The organism is Microcystis flos-aquae FACHB-1344, assembly GCF_014698375.1.
Taxonomy (GTDB): Bacteria; Cyanobacteriota; Cyanobacteriia; order Cyanobacteriales; family Microcystaceae; genus Microcystis; species Microcystis aeruginosa.
In genome coordinates, this window is sequence record NZ_JACJSW010000125.1 from 23790 (window position 1) to 36184 (window position 12395).

At 44.0% G+C, this 12395-nt stretch carries 11 protein-coding genes, 1 tRNA gene and 1 pseudogene; 6 read left to right on the forward strand and 7 right to left on the reverse strand.

Going from position 1 to position 12395, the window contains the following annotated elements:
• Positions 1–4 precede the first annotated feature (4 nt).
• Positions 5–505: a type II toxin-antitoxin system VapC family toxin gene (locus tag H6G48_RS10820; protein ID WP_190721637.1), complete on the reverse strand. Its 501-nt coding sequence runs from the start codon at positions 503–505 to the stop codon at positions 5–7.
• A complete protein-coding gene (locus H6G48_RS10825; protein ID WP_190721639.1) occupies positions 490–2037 on the reverse strand; it encodes a bifunctional pantoate--beta-alanine ligase/(d)CMP kinase in 1548 nt (515 codons plus the stop codon). Before H6G48_RS10825 ends, H6G48_RS10820 begins: the two co-directional genes overlap by 16 nt.
• Positions 2038–2469: 432 nt before the next feature.
• Here H6G48_RS10825 and H6G48_RS27630 point away from each other — a divergent pair.
• The 5 genes and pseudogenes from H6G48_RS27630 to H6G48_RS10845 all read left to right on the forward strand — a co-directional run.
• Positions 2470–2604, forward strand: a pseudogene (locus tag H6G48_RS27630) (DUF6883 domain-containing protein); the annotation flags it as partial.
• 3 nt (positions 2605–2607) lie between these two features.
• Complete coding sequence (locus H6G48_RS10830) at positions 2608–2859, forward strand: DUF4926 domain-containing protein (RefSeq protein ID WP_190721641.1); 252 nt, start codon at positions 2608–2610, stop codon at positions 2857–2859.
• Between the two features lie 480 nt (positions 2860–3339).
• The gene (locus H6G48_RS10835) at positions 3340–5265 is read left to right on the forward strand and encodes a hypothetical protein (RefSeq protein WP_190721643.1); all 1926 of its coding nucleotides are present in this window, start codon (positions 3340–3342) and stop codon (positions 5263–5265) included.
• Between the two features lie 368 nt (positions 5266–5633).
• Positions 5634–6371 carry an HAD family hydrolase gene (locus H6G48_RS10840; protein ID WP_190721645.1) on the forward strand — a complete coding sequence of 246 codons (738 nt, stop codon included), beginning with the start codon at positions 5634–5636 and terminating at the stop codon, positions 6369–6371.
• 85 nt (positions 6372–6456) lie between these two features.
• Positions 6457–6527: transfer RNA gene (locus H6G48_RS10845), tRNA-Gly, on the forward strand.
• A 59-nt stretch (positions 6528–6586) separates the two neighbouring features.
• Here H6G48_RS10845 and H6G48_RS10850 read toward each other — a convergent pair.
• Both H6G48_RS10850 and H6G48_RS10855 read right to left on the reverse strand, forming a co-directional pair.
• Entirely contained in the window at positions 6587–7012 is a 426-nt protein-coding gene (locus H6G48_RS10850; protein ID WP_190721647.1) for a lysozyme inhibitor LprI family protein, read from the reverse strand.
• A 247-nt stretch (positions 7013–7259) separates the two neighbouring features.
• On the reverse strand, positions 7260–9497 hold the full coding sequence (locus H6G48_RS10855; protein WP_190721649.1) for an FdhF/YdeP family oxidoreductase: 2238 nt from the start codon (positions 9495–9497) through the stop codon (positions 7260–7262).
• Between the two features lie 184 nt (positions 9498–9681).
• On the opposite strand from H6G48_RS10855, the gene H6G48_RS10860 reads away from it, so the two are divergent.
• A complete protein-coding gene (locus H6G48_RS10860) occupies positions 9682–10182 on the forward strand; it encodes a helix-turn-helix domain-containing protein (protein WP_190721651.1) in 501 nt (166 codons plus the stop codon).
• Between the two features lie 29 nt (positions 10183–10211).
• On the opposite strand, the gene H6G48_RS10865 is transcribed toward H6G48_RS10860, so the two are convergent.
• The 3 genes from H6G48_RS10865 to H6G48_RS10875 all read right to left on the reverse strand — a co-directional run bounded on the left by H6G48_RS10865 (position 10212) and on the right by H6G48_RS10875 (position 12088).
• A complete protein-coding gene (locus H6G48_RS10865; protein WP_190721653.1) occupies positions 10212–11126 on the reverse strand; it encodes an RpnC/YadD family protein in 915 nt (304 codons plus the stop codon).
• A gap of 50 nt (positions 11127–11176) precedes the next feature.
• On the reverse strand, positions 11177–11368 hold the full coding sequence (locus H6G48_RS10870) for a hypothetical protein (RefSeq protein WP_190721655.1): 192 nt from the start codon (positions 11366–11368) through the stop codon (positions 11177–11179).
• An 84-nt stretch (positions 11369–11452) separates the two neighbouring features.
• Positions 11453–12088 carry a peptidoglycan-binding protein gene (locus H6G48_RS10875; protein WP_190721657.1) on the reverse strand — a complete coding sequence of 212 codons (636 nt, stop codon included), beginning with the start codon at positions 12086–12088 and terminating at the stop codon, positions 11453–11455.
• Between the last annotated feature and the right edge of the window lie 307 nt (positions 12089–12395).

Below are 12395 nucleotides of genomic sequence, written 5' to 3' on the forward strand. Positions count from 1 at the left end.
CTCCCTAAATCACCTTGTTTAAGGGGAAATTTGAGGATTTATATTCTTGGCAAGAGAGGCTAGAAGGGACTATATTTTTTTGATCGATAACCTCTAATAATTCTTCAGGTGTTACTACCATCGGTTTAGAGTTATATAGATAACTAGAGGCTTTTTTAAGTTTTTGATCATAGGTAACTAAATAATCACAATTAGCGGCACTACTTAAAATTAAAACATCATTCGAGTGTCCCAAAATATTGCGAATATCTCTAGCATTTTGCCAATATTGATCAAGTTTTACTAAATCAAAATCCAAGATAGTCACCTTTTCTTGAATCCGATCGACTATTTCAGGATGATTACGAACTTCTGCCAAAAATAATAACTCTTGTAAAACGATCGCATTAATAGCAAGACAAACGCGATCGAGTATTTCTCGATCAAATAAATGCACACTGGCAAGATCTCCTCGTAGATAAGAAATCAAAACATCAGTATCTAAAAAAACTAGAGGCTTCTCCATTGATTTTCTTCTCCTTGATGATAAAGAGCAATGATTTTTTCCGTGACTTCTGTAATAGTGAGATGATCGGTATTAACTTCGAGCGCATCTGCGGCTTTTCGCAGGGGTGCTAGGGAGCGATTACTATCCAAATAATCCCTTTTTTCAATCTCTTGGGTTAATTCTGCGAGACTAATCCCACCATTTCCCTGCGCTTCTAAGTCTTTTAATCTCCTTCTGGCTCTTTCTTCGGGTGTCGCTGTCAAGAAAATCTTTAATTCCGCTTCTGGGAAAACATTAGTACCAATATCCCGACCTTCCACAACTATTCCCCCCGATATTCCCATCTGTCTTTGCAGGGTGACTAACTGCTGTCGCACCGCTTTTTGAGCGGCAATTCTGGACACTTGCGCGGTAATTGCGGGAGAGCGAATCTCTAAAGTCACATCCTGCCCATTAATCTTCACTATAGTCACATTTTCGGGACTATCGGCCGGGATTATTTCTATCTTCGCTAAAGATAATAACTCGGCGATGGCCGCTTCTGCGGACAAATCCAGACCGGAATTCACCACCAACCATGTCACCGCACGATACATCGCACCGGTATCGAGATAGGTTAACCCCAATTTTTCCGCTACTAAGCGCGTTACCGTCGATTTTCCCGCTCCAGCAGGTCCATCAATAGCGATAACTGGCCGACGTTGACGCAAGATAATATTATCAATTAAACGGGTTTGACCGATCAATCCGGCGATCACTAACAGTCCCCCTGTCTCGATCTGCTCGATCGGTTGTAAACTCTGGGGATGGACTAAATCCAGATACTGACAGCGAAATTCTGCTACTCTGTCCAGATTTTTTTGCACAATAGCCAGTAATTTTTCCCTTTGTCTTTCCCCTAAACGAAAACTTTCGAGAGCTAATTGCAAACTTTTGACGATAATTGTCGCTTTTTCCCTTTCTGTGGCCGATAGATACTGATTGCGAGAACTAACTGCTAATCCCGATGTTTCTCGCACTGTAGCACAAGCGCGAATCTCGATCGCTAAATTTAAATCCCTGACTAATTGCCGGATAATCGCTAACTGTTGGGCATCCTTTTCGCCAAAATAGGCGATCGTCGGTGCAATTATATTAAACAACCGCGTGACAATTGTGGCTACTCCCTGAAAATGTCCCGGACGAAAAGCACCACATAACCCGCTAGTCAGAGAAATCGGGGGAACAACTGCGGTTATCTCCTCAGAATTACCAATTCCTAAAGTTTCCGCACTGGGAGCAAAAATAGCAGCAACTCCCAAAGATTCACACAATTGGCGATCGCTGTCAAGGCTGCGGGGATAGCGAGAAAAATCCTCTGTGGGGCCAAATTGTAGAGGATTAACAAAAATACTGACCACAGTTACCTCCGCTTCCGTCACTGCGCGTCGAATTAGACTAGCATGACCTTTATGGAGGGCGCCCATGGTTGGCACGAGGGCAATACTATGATCATGGCGATAATCAGCCAAAAAAGTGCGTAAACCGGGGATTGTTGTGAATATTTGCACAGGGTTCACTCCTTTAATAGCCTATTCCACTACTATTCGCCAGGGGATGCTGCCCGATGATCGATTCGGCTGCTTCCAGGGAATCGGCTTTAAATAATAACATCCCATCGCCTCTTTCTGTTCAATAACTCGTTTTTGTCTCCCGTCCTGTCTCGGTTAACCGCTGCATATATGCTTGTTTGACAAACCGGGGCATAATTTTTTTCAGGACAATGACCGGTAAGCAACCCGACAATTATATAGATTAATGGCAAAAAAGACTTGACAAAATCCCTCGATTTGACCTATACTTTTTATTATAATGGGAATCCGTGCCGAAATATATATAAGCCTTTTTAGTCTAGACTATTTTAAAAAAAAATTATGCAATTACAACCCCAAAAAAAACTTGAAACAATATCAATTAATACACTTGATCGGTGAATCGAATAGGGAACCTTCGATCGAGTCGAGGGGGAATTAATCAGCAGTAATCAAGTTCCCCTATTCGTTGTCACGATTTGGCTAAAACGAAACCTCGATCATCAATTTCAATTTATCACCCTCAAACCCCGAAAGGAAAAATAAACCATGGCGCAACTCTACGAAGAAGTGACCCTAGCCCGCGACGTTCCCGAATACAATCTTAAGCAGGGTGATTCGGCGATTCTTGTCGATATAGTTCCCCATCCGAAGGGGGGTGAGGAAGGATATGTTTTAGAACTATTCAACGAAGTAGAAGAATCGGTTAACGTCGTCATTGTCCCGAAATCGGCGATTCAAGAAGAGGAAAAAGAAGGTTCTTCGTTACTTGGTATGGTTCGATATAGGGGCATAAATTGACTAAATCCTGATCTGGCAAGAGACTTAATTGATTAGTTTGTTCTAGAGCGAAAACAATTGACAAAAATCGCAGCAATGTCTGTCTCTATCGGGGTTTCATTCCTTATAACCCCCTCCACTGCATAACACAAATAGATTAATGCTAAAAAAGACTTGACAAAATCCCTCGATTTGACCTATACTTTCTAGTATAATGGGAATCCGTGCCGAAATATATATAAGCCTTTTTAGTTCCGATAATTAAGTGGTTCTGATTAAATAGAAGATAGATTTTGTCTTTGATCCCCTTGCCCCCTAGGGTTGATTCAAGGTAGGGTTGATTCATGAATCAACCCTACCTTGAGGGGGTTTGGTCCCCCCTGCCCCCCTTGATAAGGGGGGTTTGATCCCCCCTGCCCCCCTTGATAAGGGGGGTGTTTGACAGTTAACACCTACCTACTTAATAAACCATCACCGGGTAAATAGCCAGAGATAGAAATTATGAAGGAAAGCACCGTCCCCACCATTAATCTCGCTCCTAAACTCAGACGCGATTTATCTTTATGGAATCCCTTTGATTATCTTTTGCTGTTGTACTGGGTGTTTTATTTTCCCCAAGCAGTGCGCTGGTATGTGGAAACGAGAGGCGGCGGCGATAACCATCCCGTACAATTGCGTCTAAGGATTCAGGGTCTTCTCTTAACTGTAATTATCGTTCTAATTATCTGTAGCATAGCAGCAAATTTAGGACTTTCTGTTAATTGGGGGGACGTGCTGTCGGGCGCGGTGTTGGGCGCGGTGTTGGGCGCGGTGTCAGGCGCGGTGTCAGGCGCGGTGTCAGGCGCGGTGTTCGGCGCGGTGTTCGGCGTGTTGGGCGAGTTGTCGGGCGTGGAGTCGGACGTGGAGTCGGGCGTGGAGTCGGGCGTGGCGTCTAAGGTCGGGGTGTGGGTCATGGTGTGGGGCGGGCTGTTGCGCGCGTCGGGCGTGGCGTCGGGCGTGGCGTCGGGCGTGGCCTATGGCGTGGTGTTGGGCGTGGTGTTGGGCGTGGTGTCGGGCTTGTCGGGCGTGTTCGGCGCGGTGTTCGGCGCGGTGTTCGGCGCGGTGTTGGGCGCGGTGTTGGGCGTGTTGGGCGCGGTGTTGGGCGCGGTGTGGGGCGGGGTGTGGGGCGTGTTGTTGGGCGTGTGGGGCGCGGTGTGGGGCGCGGTGTGGCTCGCGTCAAGGGAGACAAGGTCGGGCGTGGGCGAGTTGTCGGGCGTGTTGTTTTTGGTGGTGCCCGGCGTGGTGTGGTGCGTGGGGTTCGGCGCGGTGTCGGGCGCGGTGTCGGGCGTGTCGGGCGTGTTGTCAGGCGACGTGGTGTGGGGCGTGTTGTCGGGCGCGGTGTGGGGCGCGGTGTGGGGCGCGGTGTGGGGCGCGGTGTGGGGCGTGGCGTTGGGCGTGGTGTCGGGCGTGGTGTCGGGCGTGGGGTTAGTGTTGTCGGGCGTGGCGTTGGGCGTGGCGCGGGGCTTGGCGTTGGGTGCGATGGTGCTGGGCGTGGTGTGGTGCGTGTGGTTCGGCGTGTGGTTCGGCGCGGTGTTCGGCGCGGTGTTCGGCGTGTTCGGCGTGTTCGGCGTGTCGGGCGTGTCGGGCGCGGTGTCGGGCTTGGCGTTCGGCGTGGTGTTAGGCGTGGTGTTTATATTCGCCTTTTTCCGTCCTGATAATTGGCTAATCGGGCTTTTGGCGGGCCCCCAAGGACGACTTTTTCCCCGTATTACCCTTCTACCGCTGCCGGGGTTAACCTCGACTCTACAACAATGGTTACAGCAAGACTGGGAAACGGCTATTAATAACCTCAATCAATACCTTCGGTACAGCCGCCAGTTTATTCCTGTCCTTGCCGCCGTTAATCGCGTTTTACCGCAATTCCCAGAGGCAGAAATTATCTATCGCATCTCCCGTCTGGCAGAAAATCCCTCCGATTGGCAATTGTTAAAATATGCGTCCGCGTCGGCGAAACTGTTTTCTCTTGCTGACAGCAAAATCCGTCTCGATACTCCTGCTCGCGCCGCCGCCGCTGGTTTTTGGTATCTTCACCAACAGGACACCGAAAAAGCCGAAAAAGCCTTTGCTGTGGTACGTTCCCTCGCCTACGGGCAAGAAATGTATAGCCTAGCCCAAACTTTACACCGATTTAGTCGGGCAGCAACTTTCGATAGTATCGGTTTCCTGAAAGTTGCCCCCATTGCCGCAGAACCTTCATTACGTCCGCAAACTTGGCAAGCTATCAGCAGTTTAAATCGAGTTATCGCAGAAATGGCTTTAGCACAGAGAAGTAGAGATCGGATTATCGGGGAATTAAGCGATATAATCGACCGACAGGCTGCCAATTTACCCCAAGCAGAAAAAGCATTAATCCTTTCTATCGCCCAAAAATGGAAAACTTGCCTGTAGCTTGTAAGCTAAGACGCATTTAAACCGCTTTTTCTTAGATTAGCCGAATCTCCCCCCCCCTGCCCTAGGGTTGATTAGACCTCTTGCAAAAGTCTTAAGTCGATCCTTGTACAGCAACATTTTTGAAGATTATCAACTACTAATAAATAATTAACTGAAAGTCCCTCCCATTATTGTTTCTATCGTTTGTTTTCGGATTTATGCAAGAGGTCTATTCACAGTAGGGTTGATTCATGAATCAACCCTACCCTACTTAGGGGGGGGGGTTGGGGGAAAATGGGTCTTAGCTTACCCACACCTGGCCCCGACGAAAAACTTTAGTATAATCAAGAACACTGAGTATTTATTAGCTTTTCTGTCTAAGATTGATGTTAAAGGCTGTTCTGTTCGATTTTAATGGGGTGATCATCAATGATGAACCGATCCATCAAGAGTTAATCAATGAAATCTTGATCGGAGAAAATTTACTGCCCCTAGGGTCGGAATTTGCGGAGTTATGTCTGGGAAGAAGCGATCGCGTCTGTTTGCGTAATGTTCTCACCCGTCGCGGTCGTCAAGTGACCGAGGAGTATCTGACCAAGTTAATTAACAAAAAAGCGAGTTTATACCGAGAAAGATTAGGAAAATTAGAGAAACTTCCTATTTATGAAGAGATATACTCTTTTTTAAAACGGGTTAAGGCCAGGGATCTACAAATCGGTTTGGTGACGGGAGCAATACGCTCGGAAGTAGAATCGATCTTGCAACAGGCGGGCCTTGGGGATTACTTTAGTGTCATTGTCACCGGGGATGAGATCAGCACCAGTAAACCTCAACCGGATGGTTATTTACTGGCCGTAGAAAGATTCAATCGTTGGAATTTTAATCTACAATTGCAACCCTGGGAATGTCTGGTGATTGAAGATACTTTTGCCGGTTGCGAAGCGGCAAAAAGAGCGGGAATGCAGGTGGTGGGAATCGCTCATACCTACCCCTTCCATTTTATGCAGAGAGTGTCTAACTGGGCGATCGATAATTTCTCCCAACTAGATCTCGATCGCGTGGAAGAAACTTTTAGCCAAATCGGGGATAAAAAGGAGCGATCGGGATTTTTAGGCAATCTATGACCATCTAGGGGCGATTAACAAGCTGAAAATCCCTACTTGCAAAAATCGGCAATTCGTGTTATGCTAACGAAAGTGCTAAGAAAATGCGGGTGTAGTTTAGTGGTAAAACCCTAGCCTTCCAAGCTAATGATAGGGGTTCGATTCCCCTCACCCGCTTAGGCTGTTGTGCAGTAAACGTCTAAGGAATTATCGGTAATATCAACGGCGATTCTGACTTAGAGATCGCTATCTTCTAAATATCTCTGCAAATCTTTGGTACGCTGCTCGGTGACATCTGCCAAACAAAAACCGTAAATCATGGGAGCCATCGATCCTCCCTCATAGGCACTTCTTTCAAATTCGCAACTGCTGTCTCTAAACTTAATCCAAGCTTGTTGGGCGGTAATTAATTTTTGTTTGCGAGCAGCTGACAGTTTTGGCAGTAGTTGTCGATAAACTTGATTTAACTTGCGATCGGCGTTTTGATAAGCGATGCTGGCACAAATGTTCATTTGGCTTTGAGTCTGGGGATTGTTACAGTTAGGATTTTGAGCTAGTTGCAAGTTCGTCGTTCCAGATGCGGGACTTGCAATGCTAGGGGTAGCCATCCCGACGGCAAATAAACTTGCTATGCTTAATACGGTTAGCAAAAACTCGCCCATGTTTACTTATTTTAATGACGGTAAGAATAGGATAACAGAAATGCGATCGAAGCGATAGGGAGCGCAATCCAATTCATTTATACTAAATCCAGTTATTAAAGACTGATTATCTATTCCCTCTTTTGCCTTTTGCCTCTTGCATGAGTGCCTCTCCTCATAACTAGCCTATACTCAACGGATTTAGTATTATTCGCTTGCTTAACTCTATTTCATTATTTCCAAAAAAGAAAATTAGAGGAGTTGATAACTAAAAAACCCAGACGGGAACTCGTTTATAAGCGGGGGTTCCACAGCGAGGGTCGATTTTAGCCTTAAATAAAACATTAGCTTCGGGATAAAACATAAAGCCAACACCTTCGCGAATCGGACCGAAAATAAGTTCGATATTTTCTAATTTACCGGCATCTCCTTGAACGGTGACTCGTTGATGTTCTTGAAGGCCCGCTTTTTTGGCATCTTCGGCGTTCATCAATAAACAATGACGGTGGGGCATTCCCCGATATTTATCGCCCACTTGGTAAACGACGGTATTATGTTGTCCATAACTGCGTCCTGTTCCGAGAATCAGGGCAATTCCGGGGGCATTTTCCGGTCGGTTAAAATCTTGCTTTTGCGGCGCTTTTAAAGTGGGTAAAGGGGTGACGGACATTTGCGCTTTTCCTGTCGATGTTGGAAAATGGGGTTCGGTAAAAATCCGTCCGCTAATGGTAAATTCGGTTTGGGTTTGATCTAATTGCCCGATTTTTTGATAGCCCGGAATCGTTTTGGCGATTAACTGACGAATATAGGCGGTGTCGTGTAATCTCGACCAATCAATCGGGTTTGTGCCTAAAACCTTGACGGCAATGTTGGTTAATAGTTCTACTTCCGAGATAATATCGACATCGGAACCCTGTAGATGACTGCTTCCCCGCTCGTTAAAACGGACAAAATTATTGCCCGATTCGGTTGTTGTCGGGTGAGGATTTTCAAAACGAGCGAAGACAGGTAAAATTACCGTATTTTGTCGGGCTAATCCCTGAAAATGTCCTAAATTTGGCTTAGTAGCTACATAAAAAATCGTATCAATTTGTGCTAAGGCTTTTTTGGCTTGAGTTAAATCTGGATTTGCCCCATAAAGATTACCTCCCAAACAGAAAAGGGTGTTGATTTTTCCCCGTTCGGCAGCTTCAATTAATGCCCTGGTATCATAACCGCCGGTTATATTTAATGGCTTTCCTAAAAGTTGAGCAAGTGCCTCGGCGATTTCCTGACGTAATCTCACCGTAACGCCCATAGAACCGAAGCCCTGTACATTAGAATGACCTCTGATTGGCATGGTTCCGGCTCCGATTTTGCCAGCATTTCCCGTCATTAAAGCGGTATTGGCAATACTGATAATATTATCTACCCCGTTTTCTTGTTGTGTAACCCCCATCGCCCAAGCGAAAACCACTCGCTCTAAATTGCCGAAAAGGGCGGCGGTTGCTTCAATTTCTTCTCGGGATAAACCGCAGGTTTTAGTAATGGTTTCCCAGGGTATTTGTCGGGCATAATCTATAACAAATTGCCAATTTTCTGTATGGGATTCGAGATAATCCCACCGGACTAAATTTTGTTCGATCAAAGATTTTTGTAATCCGACGAATAGGGCGGTATCGCTACCCGGAATCGGCTGTAGGTAGAGAGTAGAAATATCGGAACCGCCCCGCAATAGGGATTTAATCGGAAAAGCGGGCGAGGAGAATTTGACCAATCCGACTTCAATTTGCGGGTTAATAATAATAATTTTACCGCCGCGATCACGAATTTGAATTAATTCATTCATCAGGCGAGGATGATTAGCCGGAGCGTTAGAACCGATCAATACCACACAATCGGCTTGTTTTAAACTTTCCAGACTGACCATCGAAGTTCCGGTTCCGAAAACCTGTTTTAAGCCTACGGTCGAGGCGGCATGACAGAGATCGGAACAATCGGCTAAATTATTACTTCCTAATGCCCGGAAAAACAATTGTAAGAGATAGGCGGCTTCATTAGAAGAACGTCCCGAACTATAGGAGGCAATAGTCTCGGACGGTTGACGAAAAGCTTGTTCGGCTAATCGATACACTTCTTCCCAACTAATACGTTGATAGTGACTTTCTCCGGCTTTTAAGAGGACGGGATAACTGAAACGACCCAAGCGATCGCATTCTAGGGAGGTTAAGGACTGTAATTGAGCGAGATGATAGGTTTGAAAAAAATCGGTTTTAATACCTGGCATTAATTCGGAAGTAACTGCCTCGACACTTTTGAGACAACGTTGCAGACTTTCCCCCGCTTCGTTGACAAAACCGCCCTTTTGTCCTCCCGTTCCCCAAGCGCAAGCTAAACAGGCACTTTTATGATTTAAGGTTTGCCATAGTTTAATCCCTTGAGGAGAGAGAGTTTTTTCTGCCCAATATTGCAATACGGGAAAACCCCCGCCCGCCTCAATTTTGTTGGATGTTTCTCGTTCGTTCATCGTTTTTTCTCTCGATTTTTTCTCAAATTCATCCGATAGGGAGAGTGTACCCAGTACAGTTGAGTTTATCACCATTTTTTAAAAAGTGCATCAGCAAGGCATAAACGACTGGGCAAGCTACGGCTGGTTATTGACAATACTCTATGATTGTGATTTTATCAGACTAGGGAGAGGTCTATTAAAAATGATAATTCCGATGGATGAAAATGAAGACTTTCAACATTTAGAAGAGATGATCGCCAATCTCCAAGTAAAACAGAAACAGATTCTGAAAGGGATGTTAGATTATCCGATTCAAATCGATTCGGCAATGGGGATACTTTCCGATCCATCTCGGCAATTGGCAACAACTCATAATAATATAACCAGAGTACATAAAATTCTTAAAGAATTGGAAAAACAAGGATTGGTTAGTTTCCATAATCCTCAATATTCTTTGACCGAGTTGGGAAGAAAAATAGTAAGACACCTTAGCAATAAGAGTCCAACCCCAAGACGGGATGCACAGAGAAAGGAAAGACTTAAAAAAAGTTACGATTTTTTAGAACTCCATAAGCAGGGCTTAAGCTATCAGCAAATAGCCGATCAATACGGCATAAGTCGGGAGCGCGTCCGTCAAATTCTTGCCAGTAACCCCGAATTTGAAGCTTATCGGCAAAAACAAAAGGAAAACAATTATCGTTGAACGACCACAAGAAAAGCGAGAAACGAAATTTACAATCTTTCTAACAATTCCTCGCGGGATAAATTCGCCAAAGAAAGAAGTAACCCGGTGCGTTCCGAGATGGGAAGTTGGGCAATCTTTTCTACCAGACTGGATAATTCCGAATCTAGGGGGCCAAAGCGTCCTTCCAGAAGACTGGTTATCAGGGAATACCGTTCTTCTAAACTACCTTGTTCTATCCCTTCTTGCTTTCCTTCTAATTTCCACTCTTCTCGTTGCTTTAGATAAGCTGGTGATAAGTTCATGATGTCCTCCTGTTCTTCGGTACTTAAATTATCTCTCAACTCTAAGTTTTTGCGCCAGTTCGCTAAGATTTCTAATAAATTCTCTCGAAAAGGATTGCGTTCTGGCAGTTCAACTAACTCTTCAACTGCTCGTTTTTGAGTTCCTCCTTTACCTAATACTCTCAACCATAAGGTGTCTTCATTTACTGGTAATTGATGAATGACAATGATGCCCGCTTTGAGAGACTTCGCTAAAAAGTAAACCCCTGTTAACCAATTACTCTCATCGCTGTGAGTCCCGAAATCTTCAATCATTCTAGCTGAAAAGGTGGGCGTTAGAATCCAGAGAACTGGTAGTTCAGCTTCTGTTAGAGTTTTGTTTGACCGTTTCGCTTTTCTCAAGACATCCCCATGAACCGTGTATAACTTTGACAAACAACTGCGAATCTCTACCTCGGTCGGGGGATTGCGGAAAGGTTCAAACAAACAGGAAGTAGCCGCCATTTTTCCAAGTAATCCTAAAGGTAACTCAGTGGGAGGAGGTGAGCTAAATGGTTCAAACCAGACATCGATTTCTTGAACCTCACTTTTTACTTTCTTACTTTTTCTAATCGTCCCTAGAGGTGTTAGTAATTCCTCCAGATATTCCTTAGCAAATTGGTCATGAATTTGGCGAGTCATTCAAATTAATAATCAAGCATAAAAAGGACGGTAATAATCTTATTATATCATTAATTAAAAAGGAATCCAATCGACAAATCGATCCATCCTTCTGCTTCGGTAGTTTCCCAAATCATAATTAATTCTTCGGCTAGTTTTCCCATTGTTGTTGTGGGACGTATCCAAAACAGTCCCCAGATTTGTTGATTTTTTTGCCAATATTCCTCTAAATGTTCAGGCATACTGGTACGATTATCTGTCACTAAGAGTCGTTGAGATAATCCTAAATACTGACTAAGTGATGAACGCGAAAGCAGGGAAAATTGCCAATCCTGAGATTTAGTTTTTTAGCCCCTCACAACTTTACTTAGTTTGCTTAGTGTTATCTGTCCACAAGTTCCATCAGGAGACAATCCATATTTGTTTTGGAACTCTTCAATTGCTTTTGTTAATTCTCTATCAAATTCTTCATTTTCAGTATTTCCTTGATATAGGGATGCTTTGGCAAGCATTTTTTTAAAATCAGATACTCTTAAACTCCGTTGTGTTAGCTGAAATATTGTATTCATTTTTTGAGTTGCTAACTTTTTATCTTCTGGCAAACTATTTAACCATTCTAAATACTTTCTATTCTGATCATCTCTTGTTTTTCTGTGGTCTTCGGTTATTGAGTCTTCCAGTAAATCAACTAGACTCAGTTTATCTCTGATAAGTTCTTGAAGTTTATCTCCCACTGCATTGACTATCTGTTCTTTTTGCTGTTGGAGTTTTAATTCAATATCTCCAACTTTAAATTGATCGATATAAGAAATAGAAGCGGCGGCAAAAGACCCAAAAAACCAAAATATAGACTGTTTTCTTATCTCATTTTCTTTGCATAAGAAAAATGTATAGATAGCCATCATAAACGAAAAAAATGTAAATAAATATCCTATTAGTTCTAGTTTGCTAATATTTTTTTTACTATTGGAATTTTTAGTCATTACATAATTTCCTCAATTATTTTGATCTTAATCAGAAACAGACTTGTTTAGATACTCCTAATCGCTCACTGTCTCCCTTTTTTTCTTTCCGATCCTAAGTAACTTATAACTTGGGAGCATCTCATTTTTATACTTGTCCTAAAACTGGTTTCTAGCAATCTGCGGGCAGCGACCTTCTGGCTTGTATTCCTCTCAGAGAACTCCATAAAAAAGATGATCCAATAGTCAAGTGGTTTGATAAGGGATTTCCACAAACCACTTTGGCAAATGGGGAAGTCGATTAATCTGTTTTTCCAACTCTGCCATT